At 35.8% G+C, this 19,785-nt stretch carries 24 protein-coding genes and 1 other annotated feature; of the genes, 6 read left to right on the top strand and 18 right to left on the bottom strand.

Annotated features, from left to right (window positions below; all coding sequences use genetic code 11):
* Positions 1 to 4: 4 nt before the first annotated feature.
* Entirely contained in the window at positions 5 to 2,065 is a 2,061-nt protein-coding gene (locus I567_RS07560; RefSeq protein WP_016251644.1) for a macro domain-containing protein, read from the bottom strand.
* Positions 2,066 to 2,347: 282 nt separating this feature from the next.
* Positions 2,348 to 3,295 (bottom strand): L,D-transpeptidase, encoded by a 948-nt coding sequence (locus tag I567_RS07555; protein WP_016251643.1) that lies wholly within the window; start codon positions 3,293 to 3,295, stop codon positions 2,348 to 2,350.
* Between the two features lie 132 nt (positions 3,296 to 3,427).
* On the opposite strand from I567_RS07555, the gene I567_RS07550 reads away from it, so the two are divergent.
* Both I567_RS07550 and I567_RS07545 read left to right on the top strand, forming a co-directional pair.
* Positions 3,428 to 3,865 (top strand): SH3 domain-containing protein, encoded by a 438-nt coding sequence (locus I567_RS07550; RefSeq protein WP_016251642.1) that lies wholly within the window; start codon positions 3,428 to 3,430, stop codon positions 3,863 to 3,865.
* The gene (locus I567_RS07545; RefSeq protein WP_016251641.1) at positions 3,820 to 4,386 is read left to right on the top strand and encodes an N-acetylmuramoyl-L-alanine amidase family protein; all 567 of its coding nucleotides are present in this window, start codon (positions 3,820 to 3,822) and stop codon (positions 4,384 to 4,386) included. The genes I567_RS07550 and I567_RS07545 overlap by 46 nt, the downstream gene beginning before the upstream one ends.
* Before the next feature lie 116 nt (positions 4,387 to 4,502).
* On the opposite strand, the gene I567_RS07540 is transcribed toward I567_RS07545, so the two are convergent.
* Together I567_RS07540 and I567_RS07535 are read right to left on the bottom strand one after the other, a co-directional pair.
* Entirely contained in the window at positions 4,503 to 7,142 is a 2,640-nt protein-coding gene (locus I567_RS07540; protein ID WP_018345435.1) for an FtsX-like permease family protein, read from the bottom strand.
* Positions 7,143 to 7,151: 9 nt separating this feature from the next.
* On the bottom strand, positions 7,152 to 7,853 hold the full coding sequence (locus I567_RS07535; protein ID WP_016251639.1) for an ABC transporter ATP-binding protein: 702 nt from the start codon (positions 7,851 to 7,853) through the stop codon (positions 7,152 to 7,154).
* Between the two features lie 167 nt (positions 7,854 to 8,020).
* On the opposite strand from I567_RS07535, the gene I567_RS07530 reads away from it, so the two are divergent.
* The 3 genes from I567_RS07530 to I567_RS07520 all read left to right on the top strand — a co-directional run bounded on the left by I567_RS07530 (position 8,021) and on the right by I567_RS07520 (position 9,415).
* Positions 8,021 to 8,584: a TetR/AcrR family transcriptional regulator gene (locus I567_RS07530; RefSeq protein WP_016251638.1), complete on the top strand. Its 564-nt coding sequence runs from the start codon at positions 8,021 to 8,023 to the stop codon at positions 8,582 to 8,584.
* Positions 8,585 to 8,673: 89 nt separating this feature from the next.
* Positions 8,674 to 9,042 (top strand): DUF4234 domain-containing protein, encoded by a 369-nt coding sequence (locus tag I567_RS07525; RefSeq protein WP_016251637.1) that lies wholly within the window; start codon positions 8,674 to 8,676, stop codon positions 9,040 to 9,042.
* 46 nt (positions 9,043 to 9,088) lie between these two features.
* A complete protein-coding gene (locus tag I567_RS07520; protein ID WP_231940225.1) occupies positions 9,089 to 9,415 on the top strand; it encodes a DUF2752 domain-containing protein in 327 nt (108 codons plus the stop codon).
* An 83-nt stretch (positions 9,416 to 9,498) separates the two neighbouring features.
* Here the strand turns inward: I567_RS07520 and I567_RS13040 are convergent, their stop codons facing one another.
* The 14 genes from I567_RS13040 to cbpA form a co-directional block, all read right to left on the bottom strand.
* Complete coding sequence (locus tag I567_RS13040) at positions 9,499 to 9,624, bottom strand: hypothetical protein (RefSeq protein WP_018345437.1); 126 nt, start codon at positions 9,622 to 9,624, stop codon at positions 9,499 to 9,501.
* 177 nt (positions 9,625 to 9,801) lie between these two features.
* Entirely contained in the window at positions 9,802 to 10,170 is a 369-nt protein-coding gene (gene rplL, locus I567_RS07515; protein WP_016251635.1) for a 50S ribosomal protein L7/L12, read from the bottom strand.
* A 75-nt stretch (positions 10,171 to 10,245) separates the two neighbouring features.
* Positions 10,246 to 10,746: a 50S ribosomal protein L10 gene (rplJ, locus tag I567_RS07510; protein WP_016251634.1), complete on the bottom strand. Its 501-nt coding sequence runs from the start codon at positions 10,744 to 10,746 to the stop codon at positions 10,246 to 10,248.
* 34 nt (positions 10,747 to 10,780) lie between these two features.
* Positions 10,781 to 10,905 (bottom strand) — a sequence feature (ribosomal protein L10 leader region).
* Between the two features lie 53 nt (positions 10,906 to 10,958).
* Positions 10,959 to 11,648 (bottom strand): 50S ribosomal protein L1, encoded by a 690-nt coding sequence (gene rplA, locus I567_RS07505; RefSeq protein WP_016251633.1) that lies wholly within the window; start codon positions 11,646 to 11,648, stop codon positions 10,959 to 10,961.
* A gap of 101 nt (positions 11,649 to 11,749) precedes the next feature.
* Positions 11,750 to 12,172 (bottom strand): 50S ribosomal protein L11, encoded by a 423-nt coding sequence (gene rplK / locus I567_RS07500; protein ID WP_016183374.1) that lies wholly within the window; start codon positions 12,170 to 12,172, stop codon positions 11,750 to 11,752.
* Positions 12,173 to 12,321: 149 nt separating this feature from the next.
* Positions 12,322 to 13,203: an alpha/beta fold hydrolase gene (locus tag I567_RS07495; protein ID WP_016251632.1), complete on the bottom strand. Its 882-nt coding sequence runs from the start codon at positions 13,201 to 13,203 to the stop codon at positions 12,322 to 12,324.
* 160 nt (positions 13,204 to 13,363) lie between these two features.
* The gene (gene rbsU / locus I567_RS07490; RefSeq protein WP_016251631.1) at positions 13,364 to 14,251 is read right to left on the bottom strand and encodes a ribose/proton symporter RbsU; all 888 of its coding nucleotides are present in this window, start codon (positions 14,249 to 14,251) and stop codon (positions 13,364 to 13,366) included.
* Between the two features lie 24 nt (positions 14,252 to 14,275).
* Positions 14,276 to 14,671: a D-ribose pyranase gene (gene rbsD / locus I567_RS07485; protein ID WP_016251630.1), complete on the bottom strand. Its 396-nt coding sequence runs from the start codon at positions 14,669 to 14,671 to the stop codon at positions 14,276 to 14,278.
* A gap of 1 nt (position 14,672) precedes the next feature.
* Positions 14,673 to 15,593: a ribokinase gene (gene rbsK / locus I567_RS07480; protein WP_016251629.1), complete on the bottom strand. Its 921-nt coding sequence runs from the start codon at positions 15,591 to 15,593 to the stop codon at positions 14,673 to 14,675.
* A 112-nt stretch (positions 15,594 to 15,705) separates the two neighbouring features.
* Entirely contained in the window at positions 15,706 to 16,695 is a 990-nt protein-coding gene (gene rbsR, locus I567_RS07475; RefSeq protein ID WP_016251628.1) for a ribose utilization transcriptional repressor RbsR, read from the bottom strand.
* A 204-nt stretch (positions 16,696 to 16,899) separates the two neighbouring features.
* Positions 16,900 to 17,442, bottom strand: coding sequence for a transcription termination/antitermination protein NusG (gene nusG / locus I567_RS07470; RefSeq protein ID WP_016251627.1), 543 nt, complete (start codon positions 17,440 to 17,442; stop codon positions 16,900 to 16,902).
* Between the two features lie 154 nt (positions 17,443 to 17,596).
* The gene (gene secE / locus I567_RS07465) at positions 17,597 to 17,767 is read right to left on the bottom strand and encodes a preprotein translocase subunit SecE (RefSeq protein WP_016251626.1); all 171 of its coding nucleotides are present in this window, start codon (positions 17,765 to 17,767) and stop codon (positions 17,597 to 17,599) included.
* A gap of 15 nt (positions 17,768 to 17,782) precedes the next feature.
* The gene (gene rpmG / locus I567_RS07460) at positions 17,783 to 17,938 is read right to left on the bottom strand and encodes a 50S ribosomal protein L33 (protein ID WP_018345438.1); all 156 of its coding nucleotides are present in this window, start codon (positions 17,936 to 17,938) and stop codon (positions 17,783 to 17,785) included.
* Positions 17,939 to 18,020: 82 nt separating this feature from the next.
* Positions 18,021 to 18,662, bottom strand: coding sequence for a cyclic di-AMP binding protein CbpA (gene cbpA, locus I567_RS07455; protein ID WP_018345439.1), 642 nt, complete (start codon positions 18,660 to 18,662; stop codon positions 18,021 to 18,023).
* Positions 18,663 to 18,818: 156 nt separating this feature from the next.
* Between cbpA and I567_RS07450 the strand changes: the two genes are divergently transcribed.
* Positions 18,819 to 19,781 (top strand): diacylglycerol/lipid kinase family protein, encoded by a 963-nt coding sequence (locus tag I567_RS07450; protein ID WP_016251623.1) that lies wholly within the window; start codon positions 18,819 to 18,821, stop codon positions 19,779 to 19,781.
* Positions 19,782 to 19,785: the final 4 nt, after the last annotated feature.

The following is a 19,785-nucleotide window of genomic DNA, read 5'->3' as shown; positions in this document are numbered from 1 at the left end:
CCCCTTAAGCCTCTTCTAAATAATCACGAAAAGCACTGTATACTTCAAAATCTTCCGTAGACAAATAAACATGTAAGACATAATCACGATTATCAGTCATCCACTGGGTAATTGTATTAATAATTAGCGGCATTAATGATTCTAACGGATAACCTGCATCATTAAAGCCAAAAATCGGCAAAACAATCTGTTTCAAATATAATTTGCGCGCTTGATTTAACGACTCATAGTAGCTACTAATTACACATTCATCTGCCTGAGGACATTGCTGATACTTCGGAATAACGGTATGGAAAATATATTTCGTTTTCGCTCCAAATCCCGGAGTTACTTTAACCTCACCAGGGCGTAAAGTCATCAAATCATCATAATAATCTACCAAACGCGTGCCAATTTTTGTTCGCAAAGCATAATCTAAACTATCGGGATCATTCAGATTAAATTGCAAATTATTCACGACACTATCGGCAGTTAAATTCACCACATTTGCATACTCTAAATAGATCTGACTACGCTTCATTGTTTCTTGATTACGCATAAAAATGGTCATAATCAATTCCTTTGCTAAAAAGAAAGGTCGCCCATATGGATTAAGCATGATGCCATTAATATTAGGCGTTTTAGCAACCATTTCTAAAATTGAAGATATTGGATAAACAACTCCCTTTGTATGGCCATCTTTTTCAAATTCTTCAACATTCGTAAAAGCAACAAAGGCTTCTTGATTATTTTCTACAAACAAACGGAACAATGCCCAAGATTGACCATCCGTTGTCGTTAAAATTTCATCTTTGGTACCTAAATGATAGTTATGATGAGATTGTTTCGTTTTTAATGGATGAACCGGTAAAACAAACTCACCGCCCAAATTCATATTTTGACGAATTGCTTCAATTAGCCCAATCGTCTCTTCAATGGACGGATCATCGTCAATCGTCTCTAGAGCTAAATCAATTTGACGATTATCAATCACTGAATCATCCTCTAAATCGCGCGCAAATTTCACTGTCTCTGACTTACGCAAAATTTTGCGCGTTAATTCTAAGGGCTGAGGCAGATTATCTAAATTGCAATATTCAAGCTTCAATATTCTGGCAATTTTTTCTTCTAATCGATTACCTACTGGAACAACTACATAATCGCCTTCATGGACAAAAAGATTATCTACCACATAATAATTCTGCTGCCTGGTCTCTTCAATTTCGACCAAAGCATAGATATACTGGCTGATTTCTTTATACAGGTGTGGCAGTGAGGTAAAGATATGGCCTAAAAAAGTACTTCCCTGTAGCATCAAATCATGGATAGCATCTACTAATTCTTTCCAACCAGGTGTAAAAAACATCTGATGTAAACCCCAATAATACTCTTCAAAAGTGCCATCGATCAACTCAATCTTTAAGTAAACATCTGAATCATGGACTTTGCGGCCTTCTTCTTTCCCACGACTATTTTGAGTAGCGAAAACCAATTGAAAACTATTTAACAGTTGACCTAACTCGTGACGTTCGAATTCATAATAAGTTCTTTGATTCACTTCATCGATTTTCTCATAGGTGATCTTGCGTGTACTGCGTCGTAATGTTAAGGTCTCTTGCAAAATTAAATAGGTTTGCTGCGAAGTCATAAAATTAGACGGCATGTAATTATTTAGATTTTTAACTGTAAAAGTAACGGCTTCGATCCCTTTACCGTTTTGTTCAAGCAATTCCGGAATCATATCCAATACTTTTTGTTGGAATTTTCCCCAAGTCTTTGGAAAATAATCATCGGCACCATAGCAAATCACGGAACCATCTTCATCAAAGAATTCTACGTTCCATTTATTTTTCTGTTTGATTTCTGGTCCAGCCCCTTCAGGTAGAACTGGCCAATCCACTAAAGAGGCTTGTCTAATTTCTTGTAACCATTCTTGAGATTTTTGTTCATCAACAACACCGGAATGATAAGTATAAAGACCAGCTAATCTTGAAAAGCTATATTCAAAGTGTTTGTCAACCAAACGAATCTCAATATTAAGCTTTTCATTCGGCGCATTGACATTAATATTCATTTGATTAAACATTGCTATCACCTCTTTCTAAAGATAACATAAAACTAAAATGTTCATTTAAGAAATCAAAATTACAAGTATAATTAAATATCATTTTTATTATTTTTCATTTTTTATGAAAGCGAATCATTCTAGTATAATTCTTAATTTACATTTATGCCACTTTCATTCAATTTTACCATACATTGTTGCTTTTGTTTAGCACCTATTTTTATTAATGTATAGTTTATCGCTATTAAAAAAACAAAAATAAGCCATATTTCTAATAATAATTATCAGAAACTGACTCATCTATTAGGCGCGAATAGTTACTGGTGTACCTGTTGGCAATTGCTCGAAAAACCATTTTGCATCAGGAATGGCTAATTGAATACATCCATGAGAAACCCCACTACCTGTTACTCCTAATTTCAATCCTTGACTCTTGGCATAGGGACCTTTTGCTGTTTCTTTATCGATACTGTGGAATAGATATAAGCCGCCATCTTTCCAGCCAACCGCATAGTCCGCCCCACCAAATGTAGACCAAAAACTATTGGCACGATAAGTATTCACCGCATAATTTCCAATAGGAGTAGAATACCCCTCGCGCGCTGTCTGACAAAGCATCGTATAGATAGTCGTCTCACCACTTTTAACATAGACACGTTTTTGACTAATCGAGACTTCAATATTTAACTGATCAACTTTAGATAAATTAGGTTGGGGCCCGCCAGTTTGATAGAAATAATAATCCTCATTATGCATGACTACCTGATCTTCACTCACCCATCCTATGACTTCATCAGGAAAAGCGACTTGATACCATAATTTACCTTGACTCTTCACTGTTTGTCCAGAAATGGCCATATAATGTAAGTATTGTTTATAATTGGGATAAACTGGTGACTTAGGATTCGGATAGAGATAGATTTTACCACTTTGAAGTACAAAATGATTCGTCTTTTCATCTACTAAGACAGCTGGTTCTAAGTTACGCCAACTAAAATTTTGCGTAGAACTTTCTTCAAAGCGTTTAAGTGGATGGCGTAATTCAATATTTTCATCCGTCATCAATGTCAAAGTATTCTCATCATCTTTTGTGGATGAATCTGAAGCTGGCTTTTGCTTACTTAAAGAAGTCGCCAAAACCGTATCTGTAAGGCGTAATTTCGAATAATCTCCAGCCACCCATTTTTCTAAATGTATACCAATTGAAAAAAGTAGTACGACACTTATAAAAAAAAGAGCATTTTTTTTCATATTTCCCCCAAAATTTTCATTCAATAATTTACATTGTAAGAAAGATTCAGTAAAATTACAAGTAAAGTGATGAAGATGTCATCAATCTTTTAAGTCCCTGTTACATAATTTATATGAGAACGGAGGAGTAATTTGACTAAGAAAAAGAAAAAACGCAGATTAAAAAAGAAGTGGCGCTATCGTTTCTCCCTTCTAGGTATTCTTTTACTGTTATGGCTCATTTTTGGACCAATCAAAGGGCATTTACTACATAAACCAGAAAAAAAGGAGACAACTACAGTAACAACCGTTAAGAAAAAAAAGATTCCTCAGCGAAAAGCAGAAGAAAAGTCTTTTGTAAAAGTAACATCTCGTGATATTAATCTATATCAAAATGCCGATGCTACTAGTCAAATTTTAGAAGCTGTATCACCAGGGGAAATTTTTGATTATCAAGGAATGGAAAATGACTTTTATTTAGTGTCTACTAATCAAGGTTTTACTGGCTATGTTTCGAAAAGTGATGCTAGTAAATTCACAAAAAAATGCTTCAACCCATACATACACTTAAAAATGCAATTATCGTTTTAGATGCTGGTCATGGAGGCGATGACATTGGTGCATCTAGCATAAATAAAAAATACTATGAAAAAGATATGACCATCGCGATGGTTAAAGTAATCAAAAAAGCCTTAGAAAATGCTGGTGCAAAAGTTTACTTAACCCATAATTCAAGTAATAAATATATTTATTTAGATGATGTCACAAAATTTTCAATGGATAAAAATGCCGATGTTTTCTTAAGCATTCACTTTGACGCAGCTGATGTTGATAATCAGTACTCAGGCGTCAAAACTTATTACTACTATAATAAATATCAAAACTTAGCTCAAAGTATCAGTCACCAATTTGATAACCTACCTTTGAATAATTTAGGTATTGAGCAAGGTAATTTCGAAGTGATTCGTGAAACAACCCAGCCATCTCTTTTACTAGAACTAGGTTACCTTAATAATGAAAAAGATTTAGCCTATATTACCAGTAATGATTATCGAGAAAAGATCGCTAATGATATTGTAAAAGGACTTGAAAACTTTTTTAATAACAACTAATCAAAAAAGAACAGTTCATAAAGAGCTGTTCTTTTTTGTGAGGTGTAACCCTCATATTAGGAAAGGTTTATACCATGAAACAACATTTTTCACATCTTTAGCCATCACAATCTTCGTTATTCATTTGATTTTAATGCATCAATCATATGAATATGTTTCAAACGAAAATGCGTAATCACCATCACAATAATTGTAAATAAGATTGTCATACTACTTGCTAAAAGATACGCACTCGCATGAATTTTAATCGGGAAGATGACTGGGTTAAAAGAGACTTGATATAAAATAAAGCCTGTTAAAAGATAACCAACACCAAATCCCAAGATAATTCCCAAAATAGTGAAGATAATATTTTCACGCACAATATACATCGTGACTTCCTTGTTATAAAATCCTAGCACCTTAATCGTGGATAATTCTCGGAGTCTTTCTGAAATATTGATATTCGTCAAATTGTATAAGACAACCAAAGCCAACATTCCGGATAATACCACAAAGATTAATACGATAATATCTAGGTTATCCGTCATTTTCTTTTGCAATCTTATTTGTCCCGTCATTAAGGTAAGGTTGGTTACTTTATTTGTTGCAAGCACTTTTTTCGAAAATTTTTCTTCTTGTGATTTGCTCATCTTGGTTGCTTGAATCAGTAAAGTATTTTTTTGATAGTTACTGCCAAAAATATCTTCAGCATAATTTTTCGTCATATAAATAAAGTTACCAATATAATATTTTGCCACCGCTGCTACTTTTATTTTATATTTTCTACCGTCACTATCTTGTAAAGTCAGCATATCCCCTTTTTGCAAATCATATTCTTTTGCAAACGGATGAGTGATAATTGCACCTTGATTATTTAAATGCAAAGGTTTATTTCGTAAATCTTGCAAATGAACAAACTTTTCATTATCCTTACCTTCTTCAAAACTCATCACAGGAATAGATTTTTTCCGATATTCCATAGATTGCATTTCAACAGGTAAGATAGCTTTGACATGTGGGTTAGCATATAGTACTTCTTCTACCTTGTTACGACCCTTTTGCGAAGAATCATTTAATGAAACAACACCTTGATAATCTACAATTGGGCCGAAATGTTCATCAATGACGGCTTCTAATGAATGTTTCAAGCCCACACCTGCAACCATCAAACCGCAACAACCAGCTATTCCGATAATTGCCATAATCATGCGGGATTTATACCGAAAAATATTCCGATAGCTGACCTTTTGATTAAAACTAAACCGTGACCAAAGTGGCGTCATATATTCTAACAGGATGCGTTTACCTGGCTTAGGTGCTTTGGGAAGTAAAAGATAGGCTGGCTTTTCGTGTAATTCTTTCACTAAAACCATCGCCACAGCCCCCAATGAAGCGAAAATACAGGCGATAACGGAAAGTAAAATCGCACCGGTTGCATAAGATAAATGTAGCGTATCAAAAATGAAATTCGCAGTTAAAAATAGATTGATAATATAAGGTAAAGAGTTCGTTCCAGCCACTGTACCCAACAAGATACCAAAAAATGTTGCTAAACTCGCATATAATATATATTTCTGGGCAATCGTTCCTTTTTTGTACCCTAAAGCTTTTAGAATCCCGATTTCACGTCGGTTTTCTTCAACCATTCTCGTCATGGTACTAAAGGTAATTAAAGCGGCGATGAAAAAGAAGAACACTGGAAAAACATTGGCAATTCCGTCAATTTGTGTCGTTAATTCCCCATAGCTTTTAATTCCTGCATTTTCATCCTTGGTATAATAGAGGTACCTAGGTGCATCCAACTGTTCAATTTTTTGCTTCTGTTTATCAAGTTGTGCTTGCTGTTTATTTAGCTGTCCTTCTTTATCTTGCAAATCTGCTTGAGCTTGCTTTAATTTTGCTTGAGCCCCTAGAGGAAGCTGAGAGGCAATGGCTATTTGCGGATTAAGTTGCAGTTTGGCTTGCTGCAATTGTTGCTTACCTGCATCAATCTGTTTTTGTGCATCATCAATAGGTTTATTTGCTTGTGCTTGGATTTCTGCTAAACGTTGACTCGGACGATTTTTTAAGGCTTTTTTGACCTGGGCTAATCGTTTAGACACACGTTTTTCATAATAATTTTGATAGACATTTTGCTTTTGTAAATCTGAAAAGGTAAGATAAATGGTGCTATAAACCTCTGCCTTGAAATTCTCTTTAGGTACATAGACAAAATAATCTACAGAACCATTGCCTACCGTACTCGCTCCTCTTTCATTATTCGAAACAAATAGTGGGGAATCCACGAAACCGACTAACTGATATGTTTTTTGACGCAAATCATCCGGCAAATCAAAAGTTAACGTCTGTCCTAAATGATAACCTGCTTTTTTTGCCTTAGCATCCATCACAATTTCATTATCAGCTTTTGGAAGATGCCCGGATTTTACTTTAAGTTGATTGAGTTGATTTTTGTGATAGCTCAATAATTCATAGACTTTATTATTCTTAACATCGGCATCATATAATAAATACCCTGGATCAATCGTTGCTTTTAACCTTTTTAATGACTGAACATCTTTTTTCGTTAAGCCACCTGTTGAGATTACTTGAATATCACTAGTCTTTAAATCTCTTAATTCTTGGTTAGCCGAATTTTGTAAACTAGGTGCCGCTGCCTTTACACCCACAAACAAGAACACACCTAGAAAAATAATCATCATTATGGAGAAAAAGCGGCCTTTTGATTGCTTAATTGCTCTTAAACTAGCTTTAAAATAGGTTCTATATTTCATCATCATCACCTACCAAACAAGTTCATCAATTGATTTTGGATGAGGATTTTCTTCTATTTTTTGCACCTTGGCATCATTAATATGAATCACACGGTTAGCAATCGGCACCAAAGCCGAATTATGGGTAATAATCAAGACCGTATTTCCATGCACTTGACTGACTTGCTGCAATAATTTCAAAATCATCTTTCCTGTCTGAAAATCCAATGCGCCAGTCGGTTCATCACAAAGCAGTAACTTAGGATTTTTAGCCAGAGCCCGTGCGATAGAGACCCGTTGCTGCTCGCCTCCTGATAATTGAGCTGGGAAATTATCCAAACGGTTTTCTAAGCCGACAAGTTTTAACACTTCTACCGGATCCATCGCATCTTTGACAAGTTCTGTTGCCAATTCAACGTTTTCCTTTGCAGTTAAATTCGGCACCAAATTATAAAACTGAAAGACAAAACCCACATCTAAGCGTCGGTAGGTCGTTAATTCTTTTTCATTAAACTTCGCAATGTCTACACCATCCACAAAAATTTCCCCTTCATCCGGTGTATCCATGCCTCCTAAAATATTCAGTACGGTAGACTTGCCCGCACCACTCGGACCTAAAATAATCGCTAATTCACCCTTCTTGACAGAAAAAGAAAGTCGATTATTCGCTGTAATGGTCGTCTCCCCCATTTGGTAATGTTTGGATTCATTTTTCACTTCGATATATTCCATGAAATTTTCCTCGCCTTACTTTTCGATTATTTGTACACAGTGTTGAATTTTTAACACACTGTTAGTATACTATGGTTAATAAGAAAGCTCAAGTAACAATCTAAAACGCTATGCCATGAACTGAACACATTTTTAGTAACTGTTCATCATCAGAAAGGAAGATTTTTATGGCTGGAACAATTGATAATCGTCGCAGTCAATATACCAAACAAGTCATTCAACAGACCTTTTTTGACTTGCTTAAAGAAAAAGACTTAAACAAAATAACCGTGAAAGAAATTGCCGAAAAAGCAGATATTAATCGGGGGACTTTTTATCGCTATTATACAGATGTGCTAGACTTATATAACAAAATTCAGTCAAGCTATATCCAAACTGTTAAGCAGGAATTTTCGGAAAGTGATTTAAATCTAGAAAAAAGTCTGACCACACTCCTCAATTTTGTCAAAAAAGATGAAGGCTTACAAATACTTGTTTTAAAAAGTAGTCAGAGTGATAAATTCACCGAACAAGTCTTGCTTAGCGTCAAAAATCTCTCATTACAAAACTTTGCCTTGAATTTCCCACAAGCGAGTCCTTTTGAATTGGAACTCTCCTTTGCCTTTTTCACTTCAGGAGCCATCTCTTTAATCAAATATTGGCTAGAAGAAGACAGCGATTATCCTATTGAAAAAATCGTGCAACTTCTCATACAATTAACACAAACGGCACATTTTACCAACAATTCATAATGATTTGGTCCAAAGGTGGATGAAATATTTATTAATTTTGTGTATAATAATCTAAAATGAAAAATATGTTAGTAGTTAGGAGTTTAAAAATGAAAGTTACCAAAAGAAACTTTGTCGTATCCATCCTTTTAAGTTTAGTCACTTGTGGCATTTATTCTCTTTACTGGATGGTGATGCTAAACGATGAAATTCACAACATTTATGAATCCATGTATCCCGAAGACTTAAGTACCACACGCGTCTCTGGTGCTTTATTATTAGTCTTTACTTTTATTACTTGTGGGATCTATAGCTTTTATTGGTACTATAAAATGGGAACCTTATGTAACAAAATCTCTAAAAACAATAGCAATTTTGATTTGATTTTCTTAATTTTAGCAATTTTCCAATTACCTATTGTCAATATGTGTATTATGCAAAATATCGAAAATAATTTCTTTGATGAATATGAATTCTAAAAAAACAATAACAAAAAGCCAAATACAAAAAGAAATCCGATACCTTTTGATCATTTTAGGTGTCGGATTTGGCTATTATCTTTGGTTAAATTTCACCCATTTAGGTATTCCCTGCCCATTTCGTACAATTACTGGTTGGTTATGTCCTGGATGTGGGATAACGCATATGTTGATTGCACTCATTCAGCTAGACTTTCATACCGCCTACTTGGAAAATCCGTTTTTATTACTAACTTTGCCGTTTTTGATCGGTGAAATCATCTATCAGCGCTATTTACAACTCACGAAACAAGTAAATCCTCAGTGGAATCAAGTCTTATTATGGCTATATGTGATTGCCTTAATCATCTTTGGCATCCTACGCAATTTATAAACACTTAAACAAGTAGTTTCATGCTGCTTGTTTTTTTATTTTAAATCTCGCAAATTTTCCAAATCATTCAAATCAAAACCTAACTAGCCCTCTTGATACATCGAATCATACGCATCATAAACTCCTAGCAAGTAACCTACACCAATCTCATCTTCCATACAAACTGCCTCACCTTTACCTAATTTCAACAAGGAGCAAAATTGATACATTTTACGTGCTATTCAGCTAATTATTTCTTAACTCAAAGACATTATGCATAGAACCGATTAGTAATAAAAAAGAAATGTGGAAGAGAATATATATTCAACAAATAATAACGAATAAAAGAAAAAAGACTCAGGAAACACAATTGTTTCCTGAGTCATCAACTCTAATTAAATAACGAATTATTTAACTGTTACAGTTGCTCCAGCTTCTTCTAATGATGCTTTAAGAGCTTCTGCTTCTTCTTTAGAGATTCCTTCTTTAACTGGTGCAGGAGCGCCATCTACAACAGCTTTAGCTTCTTTCAAGCCTAAGCCAGTAGCTTCACGAACTGCTTTGATAACTTTAACTTTTTGGTCGCCAGCAGCTGTTAATTCAACAGTGAATTCTGTTTGTTCTTCAGCAGCAGCTGCACCACCAGCAGCTGCAACAGCTACAGGAGCTGCGGCAGATACGCCAAATTCTTCTTCGATAGCTTTAACTAAGTCGTTTAATTCTAAGATTGTTGCGCCTTTTAGCTCTTCAACAATGTTTTCAATGTTTAATGCCATTATGATTATCCTCCAATATTTTAAATAATTAATATGTTTTCAAATTGCATCAATTTCTGATTAATTAAGCAGCGATTAAGCCACTTCTTCGTTCTTTTCTGCCACAGCTTTGACAGCGTATGCCACGTTGCGGACTGGAGCTTGAAGAACAGATAGTAACATAGATAGTAATCCTTCGCGGTTTGGTAATTTTGCCAATGCATGGATTTCTTCCAATGATGCCACTTTACCTTCGATGATACCACCTTTGATTTCTAATGCTTTTGCTTCTTTAGCAAATTCATCCATAATCTTAGCTGGTGCGACTACATCTTCATTACTGAACGCTACAGCAGTAGGACCTGTGAATACTTCATCAAGACCTTCTAAACCAGCAGCTTTAGCAGCACGAGAAAGGATAGAATTTTTGATAACTTTCATTTCTACGTTTGCTTCGCGTAATTGTTTACGTAAACGAGTTACTTCATCAACTGTTAATCCACGGTAATCAACGATTACAACAGATGCAGCAGCGTTGAATTTTTCTGTAACTTCTTCAACAATAGCAGCTTTTTTAGCGATAGATGCTTCACTCATTATACTTTCACCTCCTGATTTTGATGGAAGAGTTTCTCTATACGAAAAAACTCTATGCCACCGTAGACATAGAGGGACCATTGATCTTATCAATAAGTGTCCTCGGTAGGATTTATGAGTTGCCTCACCTACTGTCTTCGGTACAGTTAATTATTTAACCTTGTCCACTTTACCATGATAAAGTGGACAAGTCAACACTTTTTTTCTAAAAATTAGAAACTAGCTTGGTCAACATGGATTCCAGGACCAAATGTTGTTGTAATTGTAATGTTCTTCATGTATTGACCTTTAGCAGCAGATGGTTTTGCTTTTACTAAAACGTCATGAATAGTCTTGAAGTTTTCAACTAATTTTTCGTTGTCAAATGATACTTTACCGATTGGTACATGAATGTTACCGTTACGGTCTACACGGTAAGTTACTTTACCAGCTTTTACTTCGTTAACTGCTTTTGTAACGTCCATTGTAACAGTACCAGTTTTAGGGTTTGGCATTAAGCCTTTAGGACCTAAGACACGACCTAATTTACCAACTTCAGCCATCATATCAGGAGTTGCTACGACAACGTCAAAGTCGAACCAACCACCTTGAATTTTTTGTACTAAGTCTGCTTCACCAACATAGTCAGCACCAGCAGCTTCTGCTTCTTTTGCTTTTTCGCCACGTGCAAATACTAAGACAGATTGAGTTTTACCAGTACCATTTGGTAATACAACAGCGCCACGAATTTGTTGGTCTGCTTTCTTAGGATCTACATTTAAACGATAAGCAACTTCAACAGTTGCATCAAATTTTGCAAAGTTTGTTTCTTTTGCTAAAGCTACAGCTTCTTCAACAGAGTATAATTTAGCAGCTTCAACTTTTTTCAATGCTTCTTGCATTTTTTTGCTTTTTTTAGCCATTAGTTTTCCTCCTTGATGTGGTTATAACGGTAGAACCTCCCACGTGTTTTATATTTTTCAATATAAAGCCAACTGAGAAGCTACGCTAGGGTTTGCAGAAATTATTCTACAGTGATACCCATGCTTCGTGCAGTTCCTTCAACCATGCGCATTGCAGCTTCAACAGATGCAGCGTTTAGGTCTTCCATTTTCAACTCAGCGATTTCTCTTACTTGATCGCTGGTAACTTTGGCAACTTTAGTTTTGTTAGGCACACCTGAGCCTTTTTCAATTTTAGCAGCTTTCTTTAATAATACTGCAGCTGGTGGTGTTTTTGTAACGAATGTGAATGAACGGTCTTCGTATACAGAAATCACAACCGGAATAATTAAACCTGCTTGATCAGCGGTACGAGCATTGAATTCTTTAGTGAATCCCATGATGTTAACCCCTGCTTGACCTAATGCAGGACCTACTGGTGGAGCTGGTGTTGCTTTACCTGCAGGAATTTGCAATTTAACAATTTTTTCTACTTTCTTTGCCACGAGACATACCTCCTTGAGTCCGTGATGTGGTTAATTGGAGCTCAAAATTTCTCCTCCCACGTAATGTACACTCTTTCGTGCACACTGTAATAGTATAGCGTAAGATTTTACAGTTTTCAACTATTTTTTCAAAGTTTTTTCAAAAAAAATTATTTCCAAAGTATTTCTGCGATTCTTTTATCTACTTTTGGATTAGCATGAAGCGCTGAATGTTGGGCTAAAACCCCTTTAAACACAAAAGTTTCAACTGGTATTTGCTGACTTGATAATAATTGATTGACGGCGAGGGCTGAAGTAAGTGGCACAGTACCATCACTTAAATCAGACGCGCTTAATTGTCCAGCAAATAAGCTCACTTGGACATTTTTAGGGAAATTGGCAATATTATTTTGAAAATCTTGATACCTAGGGCTAATCTGTGTCGGCCCTTGTTGCAATAAGCCATCCACACTTTGTTCATTTGAAGTATCTAAAAATTCATTAAGCGGTGCTGCAATCGAAATAAAATGCTCAACCGTTGGCAGTTCGCCTTGATTTTGATACGTTTCTAAAAAGCGAAATAAGCTTACCCCACCCATTGAATGTCCGACTACATTGACTTTTTCAACATGATATTGGGTTTTAACAAATTGTAAGGCTTGGTAAATCCATTCAGCTTGATTCCATTCATTGTTTTTATTATCAGCAAATAATACATTTATGAGTACTGGTTTGTCTGCTTGTTCAAATGTCCCGGATGTCTGAATCGTGCCATCTGTATTCACGGTCAAATCCAGCGTATGTGTTGCTTGGTAACGGGAAGAAAGGCGTTGAATCATTCCACCCATCGAATGTTTTGTCCCGCCATATCCGTGAAAAAATAAAGTGACAGGATAGGCTTTAACTTCATTTTGTGTTGAAGTGACTTGTTTGTGATTACTATGCGCTGCTTTTGGTGCGGTTTCTTTATTACTTGGCCAGAAAAACCAAAGTAAAACAATCATCACCCCGACTGCCAATAAACCAAGTATGTGATAAAGTTGCTTTTTCATAATCAATCTCCTTAAATGCTATTCAAAGATTAATATACGCTAGATTACAACACTTGCAAGAAATAGCCAGTAATCTTAAAAAAATCTTTTCTATATGATAAAAACGAATTTCCAAACAACCACCATCAGTTGCTTAGAAATTCGTTTATGTTCATTATTTTTATACAATTACCGTTAAACTTGCGGCAAAGATAATAAGTACCAAGCCTAAAATTGTTACAGTCATTTCTTTTTTGGTTTTTGCTTGTTTTAAGAAATAAATACCAGTTAAAGTTGCTAATATTACTGATGTTTGTGACAAAATAAAACCAGTAGCCAACCCATTCATATCTGGTTGAGCAGAAATCAAATATGTTAATGCAGCAAAAGCAAAGAAGAAGCCTGAAAAAATTTGTTTATAAGAGACTGCTTCTTGTAATGCCAAAGGTTCGTTTGATTTAAAATGATTGTAAAAGTCGTAAACTACAGCGACTAAAACCATACCAATTGCTTGTGGTAAGAAAGCTTGCATCCCAGTTAAATCAGTTGCTTGTGGGGCAGCAGAATAGGCCCAATAACCGATTTCACCCACAGCTAAAATCAATACCGCTTTTTGTAAATGGGCTTGATGTTCAGTATTTTTATGTTCGCTCCAAACCGTCATCCAAGCACCTAGAATAATTAAGACTAAAGCTAAGGCGCCAATGATTTTATCCATTGCACTTGGCCAATCACCTAAAGCAATGACACCCCATAAAGAAGCCCCTAGTAATTGAAAAGCAGTGGTAATTGGCATCGCACGTGAAGAACCAATTAAAGTAAAACTATAAAAAGTCAAAATTTGTGCACTTGCCCAGCCAATACCCGAAAGAATCGCAAAAAGTAAATCATGTCCAGTTGGCAGTGCGATTCCTTGCGTCATATTAAAAATAAGGGCAAAAATCAAGGTTCCTAAAGTCGCACCTAAAATCTGATTACTTGGACGTCCACCAAATTTGGAAGCAATCGTAGGGAAAATCCCCCAACCAATCAATGGCCCTAAACCAACTAATAATGCTACAGTGTTCATAAAATCAAAAATCCCTTCTAATAATTAAAATACTACGCCGCTTTCTAGTAAGATATTGGCATATGGTGTCATTTCACCAGTTCTGATAAAGGCATGACAACGATTTAAGTCTTGTTTCATTTGACTATGTGGAATAAAGGCAATTTCCACTTCTGGCATTAGTTTCTGAATTTTAGCTAACATATTTGGATTGTATGTTTTGATTTCTTCTGCTAGATAAATCTTTTGAACTTCTAATTCCGTTAAGACATTTTCCAACACATCGATAAAACTAGGCACACCCTTAGTTACCGCTAGATCAATCTTTTCTGTAGTCATTGGTACTGGCATCCCTGCATCACCAATACTTAATAAGTCAAAATGCCCCATTTGTGCAATCACACGTGAAATATCTGAATTAATAACTGTTGATTTTTTCATATTACTGATCCTCCATTGGTTTCATTTCATTTAAGTAAGGAATGGATGGTTGCGCACCAAAGCGTTGAACTGTTAACGAAGAAGCCTGGTTCCCATATGAAATAGCTGCGCGTAAGTTACTTAAATCTTTCTTCAACACTGTACTTAAAGCACCGATAAAGGTATCTCCTGCAGCGGTTGTATCTTTTGCTTCAACTTTGAAGGCTGGCACAATGCCACTTTCACCATGCACTTCATAATAAGCACCCTTACTACCCACAGTAATAATGACCCCTTCAATGCCTAAATCATGAAGTTTTTGAGCAGCTTTTTGCATACTTGCTTCATCGGTAATTTTAATACCAGTTAAGATTTCGGTTTCCGTTTCATTTGGAATAATAATATCCGTTAATCGTAGCAATTCTTCCGGCACTTTTTCCATAGCTGGCGCAGGATTTAAGATCGTTTTTACTCCGGCTTTTTTCGCAATTTCAAAAGCTTGAATCGTACTAGCTAAATGACTTTCAAATTGAGCAATAATGAAATCACTTTTTTCAATGATTGCTTGATGTGCTTGTACATGCGCTGGTGTGAAAGCATTATTGGCGCCTGCGTGGATCATAATACTATTTTGTCCTAAGTCATCCACCATAATATAAGCCTGACCCGTCGCTTCTCCTTTCACATTGGCCACCGCATCCAAGTTAATTTCTTCCTCACTGAGCAATTCCAACATCAACTTACCTGCTTCATCTTCGCCAACAGCCCCGATGAAATATGTATTCGCACCTAGACGTTTGGCTGCTACTGCTTGGTTCGCTCCCTTACCACCACCTGCAGAAAAGATTTCCTTTGTATGCATCGTTTCACCAATTTGTGGCATATGACTTAAGCGAATCGTACGGTCTAAATTAATGCTTCCAATAACTGTAATCGTATTCATAATTAAAAAAGCTCCCTTACCTAAATATTTTTATCCGGATAATCGATTTGGTTAAAACGTTTTATTAAAACGTTTTAAAACTTTACAAAAAGAATATAGCACACTTTGTAAGCTATTTCAAGTGTGCTGTTGTATTTCTTTTTATTAATTCTACAGGTAAGACTTTTCTCGCCCAGGCTTGCTTAGGATCACGAATCCGTTCAAGCAGTAATTCCGCAGCTATTTGACCTAATTCAAAAATCGGCTGTGAGACGGTAGTAAGTGTAGGCGTGACGTATTCAGACATTGGTGAATTATCATAACCGACGATACTATAATCATCAGGAATCACTTTACCTAAATGCTTCAACTGATACATCAACCCAAGCGCAATCTCATCATTTAAAGCAAAGATAGCACTCACCTCTGAAGGAATGATTTGTTCAGCTGCTTGCTTGCCACCTTCACGCGTTAAAGGCTGATTAACAAAAAGAAATTCTGGATAAACCGTCTTAAAACCTTCTATCCGTGTTTGAATATTGCTCGGTGCATCTTGTGGACCAATCAAGGCTACTTTTTCATGGCCAAGTTCGCGCAGATGATTTGCAGCTAACACACCCCCAGTAAAATCATCCGTTGAAAGTTCATCGCTTCCCCCTTCAGATTTCTTTTGGTCCAATACAATATAGGGAACTTGATTTTTGGTTAACTGCTCTTTTAACGTTTGATTAGAAACTGTCGAACTCGCAATGATAAAACCATCCACACCACGGCGGATTAATTCTTGTAGATACTCGCTTTCTTTTTGCACACTAAAATCAGCATCGCAAAGTATCACAATATATTTTTGCCCATACACTACTTTTTCAATTCCTTTTAATAATAAGGAAAAAAATGGATTGGTAATATCTGGAATCATCACCCCGATTGTCTTACTCTTTTTCATCACCATGCGCTGAGCAAAATAATCAGGCTGATAATCTAATGAATTTTTCACATTCATCACTTTTTCAACCGTTTTGGGGCTGAATTTTTCTGCATTTCCATTTAAAATCTGTGAGACTGTCGCAATGGAAACCCCTGATGTAGCGGCAACCTCTTTAATCGTGACTTTCTTTTTCATGACACAACCTCATTTTCACAAACAATCTATGTAATAATCTTGATTGATAAGCCCTGTATGTCCCTTTTGTTCTCGGATAAAGCCTAAATGCTCGCTATCTACCTCAGTAGCACTTGGCCATCATTTATCCAAAACACTTTCTAAAAAAAGCGATACTCACTGAAAGTACCGCTTGTTTATGAAATATTTTAAGAAAGGCTAATCTTAAATATTATCGACTTGATCAAAATCTAGTTCAGCGCTTGTTGCACGACCAAACATATCAATATTTACTTTTAATTTTTGTTTTTCATCGTCAATTTCAACTACTTGACCTTCCATACCAGCAAACGCACCTTCAATGATTTTAACCGTATCACCTAAGCTTACTTCCAAATCAGAAGTACGTGTGCTCATACCAATAGAGCGTAAAATTGAATTGATTTCTTCTGGTAATAATGGTGCTGGTTTACTTCCTGCGCCATGACTACCAACAAAACCAGTCACACCAGGCGTATTACGAACAATATACCAAGATTCATCTGTCATGACCATTTCCACTAAGACGTAACCTGGGAAAGTTTTATGAACGATTTCTTTTGACTTACCGTTTTTGATTTCTGTTTCTTTTTCTTCAGGAACAACCACGCGGAAAATGTAATCCCCCATACGCATGCTTTGTGCACGTGATTCAATGTTTGCTTTTACTTTATTTTCATATCCAGAATAAGTGTGTAAGACGTACCATTGTTTTTCAAAAGTTTCCATTGTTTTCTCCTATCTTTATATACTCTTATTTGCAACCTAACAAAAAAACCTCAGGCCACCTGAAGTTTATCTACAGACACAGTATAGCAAACTTTACAAACAATTGCTATACCAATCAAGCAAAAAAGCGAGCCAAAATCGACCCGCTTTTCGATTATTTCAAAATCAATGCTAATAAATTTTGAATGACCGTATCCATCACAAAGAACATCACCGTAAAGATAATTGAAGTTTCGATTACGACAATGGTATCTTTACGTAATTGTTGTTTGGTTGGCCAAGTCACACGTTTCATTTCGTCAATCACGCTTTTAATAAACTTCATGCCACTTACTTCCTCCTACTTAGTTTCACGATGTAAAGTATACTGATTACAATATTTACAAAACTTATTAATCTCCAAGCGTTTATTGGCATTTCTACTCGTACTAACCGCTTTAGAGTAATTACGTGAACCACAAACGGAACAAGCTAAGGCTGCTTTTTTGACTGCCATATTCATCTCACCCTTCCATTTGAAATACATTACTGCTAAAGTATCACGCTTTTTACAAACTGTCAACCAATCATTTCAGGAATTAGCGACTTTCTGACAAATCTTCTACATCAACCACGCGGAAATGTTTGCTTTCTAGTGCCTCAACAATCTTATCACAGGTTTCTTTATCAACCTCTTTTGGTAGTGTAAATAACGTGCGACGAACAAACTGTTCATTTTCTAAATCAAGGGTGATACAACTCGCAATGCTGGCATACTTAGAAATAATCTTACCAATCGTCGCAAACTCTCCACGCTTACCCGGAGAAGCCACCGTCAAAACATAGCTTCCTTGATTGACATTCCATGACTGAGAAAGCATATTTAATAAAGAACTGTGGGTTAATATCCCATAAAACTGATTTTGTTCGTCCAACACAGCAATATAAGGTAATTCTTTAATGGTAAAGAAAACCTTAAAGAAAGAAGAATTTAAGTAGATAAATTTTGTCGCATTCTTCAACAAATAAGTAACAGGTAGATTCATATCTCCACCATTTGCAATATGACGATATATATGCATTTTATAAATATTTCCACGGAAAATACGGCCGGTTTCATCCAATATCGGCACACATCTAAATCCTGATTCTTCAAGAATATCCAACGCTTCTCTTAAAGTATTAGTTTCTTTGACAGTTGTTAAATTTTCTTTTTTATAAACCATAGATTTTAATAACATCGAAATCACCCTAACCTTCTATATTCTATTCTCATTATACTATAATTTCAGCAAAAATGGGAATGCTTCTTTGCGATTTTCAAGTTTATTGCTTTGTATTATTTTTTCAACATGATATAATACCTAGGAATGATTTTTTAGAAATGGAAGTTAAGTATGGAATTATTTTATCATTTATTAGTGAATCCTAATTCTGGCGGTGGTCAAGGGCGGATAGCTGGTGAGCAAGTGATTCAATATCTAAAAGCTGCCAAACTTCCCTACAGTGCCCGTTTTACCACCCATCCTGATCATGAACGCCGCTTAATCCAAGAAATGGCCGTCCATGATTTAAAAACTTTTGATGAAAAAATGTCCCCAGATGAAGTCTACCCATTATTAGTCGTGATTGGCGGTGATGGGACGATTCATCAGGTCGTCAATGAATTATATCGACTAAATAAGCAAATTCCGATTGCCTATATTCCAGCTGGTTCTGGGAATGATTTCGCTCGTGGGTTGGGATTAACACGTGAACCTATTACGATTATGAAACAAATCATTCAAAATAAGCAACCAAAAGAATGTAGCATTATCTACTATAATGAAGGAATTTACCAAGAAGAAGGATTAGCATTAAATAATATAGGGATCGGTTTAGATGCTGCTATTGTCTATGAAACCAATCACTCGAAAATCAAAGGACTGCTACAAAAATTTAATCTGCGTTCTTTTTCTTATTTATCATCTGTTATCCGTACTTTGATGAAACAACGCCCTTTTCCAATTTTGGTCGAGGTAAATGGCAAACAATACAGTTTTCCCAAAACATATCTTTGCACGACATCTAATCATCCATACTTTGGCGGTGGTGTCCCTATTGCACCCAATGCATCAGTACACAACGAAAAGGTAGACTTGGTTATTATCGAAAAACCTTCTTGGCTGAAAGTACCCTGGATTGCTTACCATATTTTTCGAAAAACACATTTAAACAAGAAGTTTTGCCACTATTTCCAAGCCAATAAGATAAAAATCGTCTCAACTATTGCCGAACACGGACAAGCAGATGGCGAAGAAATGGGTGAACGCAGCTTTGACATCACCTTTACTATAAAAAAGCAATTATTCTGGTATTAACCTA

This window comes from Enterococcus cecorum DSM 20682 = ATCC 43198, assembly GCF_000407565.1.
Classification (GTDB): Bacteria; Bacillota; Bacilli; order Lactobacillales; family Enterococcaceae; genus Enterococcus_E; species Enterococcus_E cecorum.
Note: the sequence above shows the minus strand (reverse complement) of the source record. Positions and strands in the feature narration are given on the sequence as shown.

Bases quoted from the DNA above. Each gene is read 5' to 3' on its own strand.
- I567_RS07560 (WP_016251644.1), bottom strand. From the start codon at position 2,065: ATGTTTAATCAAATGAATATTAATGTCAATGCGCCGAATGAAAAGCTT.
- I567_RS07555 (WP_016251643.1), bottom strand. From the start codon at position 3,295: ATGAAAAAAAATGCTCTTTTTTTTATAAGTGTCGTACTACTTTTTTCA.
- I567_RS07545 (WP_016251641.1), top strand. From the start codon at position 3,820: ATGCTTCAACCCATACATACACTTAAAAATGCAATTATCGTTTTAGAT.
- I567_RS07540 (WP_018345435.1), bottom strand. From the start codon at position 7,142: ATGAAATATAGAACCTATTTTAAAGCTAGTTTAAGAGCAATTAAGCAA.
- I567_RS07535 (WP_016251639.1), bottom strand. From the start codon at position 7,853: ATGGAATATATCGAAGTGAAAAATGAATCCAAACATTACCAAATGGGG.
- I567_RS07530 (WP_016251638.1), top strand. From the start codon at position 8,021: ATGGCTGGAACAATTGATAATCGTCGCAGTCAATATACCAAACAAGTC.
- I567_RS07525 (WP_016251637.1), top strand. From the start codon at position 8,674: ATGAAAGTTACCAAAAGAAACTTTGTCGTATCCATCCTTTTAAGTTTA.
- I567_RS13040 (WP_018345437.1), bottom strand. From the start codon at position 9,624: ATGTATCAATTTTGCTCCTTGTTGAAATTAGGTAAAGGTGAGGCAGTT.
- rplL (WP_016251635.1), bottom strand. From the start codon at position 10,170: ATGGCATTAAACATTGAAAACATTGTTGAAGAGCTAAAAGGCGCAACA.
- rplJ (WP_016251634.1), bottom strand. From the start codon at position 10,746: ATGAGTGAAGCATCTATCGCTAAAAAAGCTGCTATTGTTGAAGAAGTT.
- rplA (WP_016251633.1), bottom strand. From the start codon at position 11,648: ATGGCTAAAAAAAGCAAAAAAATGCAAGAAGCATTGAAAAAAGTTGAA.
- I567_RS07495 (WP_016251632.1), bottom strand. From the start codon at position 13,203: ATGAAAAAGCAACTTTATCACATACTTGGTTTATTGGCAGTCGGGGTG.
- rbsU (WP_016251631.1), bottom strand. From the start codon at position 14,251: ATGAACACTGTAGCATTATTAGTTGGTTTAGGGCCATTGATTGGTTGG.
- rbsD (WP_016251630.1), bottom strand. From the start codon at position 14,671: ATGAAAAAATCAACAGTTATTAATTCAGATATTTCACGTGTGATTGCA.
- rbsK (WP_016251629.1), bottom strand. From the start codon at position 15,593: ATGAATACGATTACAGTTATTGGAAGCATTAATTTAGACCGTACGATT.
- rbsR (WP_016251628.1), bottom strand. From the start codon at position 16,695: ATGAAAAAGAAAGTCACGATTAAAGAGGTTGCCGCTACATCAGGGGTT.
- nusG (WP_016251627.1), bottom strand. From the start codon at position 17,442: ATGGAAACTTTTGAAAAACAATGGTACGTCTTACACACTTATTCTGGA.
- secE (WP_016251626.1), bottom strand. From the start codon at position 17,767: ATGAAGTTTATTAAAAGCGTGATTGACGAAATGAAACGTGTGACTTGG.
- rpmG (WP_018345438.1), bottom strand. From the start codon at position 17,938: ATGGCAGTCAAAAAAGCAGCCTTAGCTTGTTCCGTTTGTGGTTCACGT.
- cbpA (WP_018345439.1), bottom strand. From the start codon at position 18,662: ATGTTATTAAAATCTATGGTTTATAAAAAAGAAAATTTAACAACTGTC.
- I567_RS07450 (WP_016251623.1), top strand. From the start codon at position 18,819: ATGGAATTATTTTATCATTTATTAGTGAATCCTAATTCTGGCGGTGGT.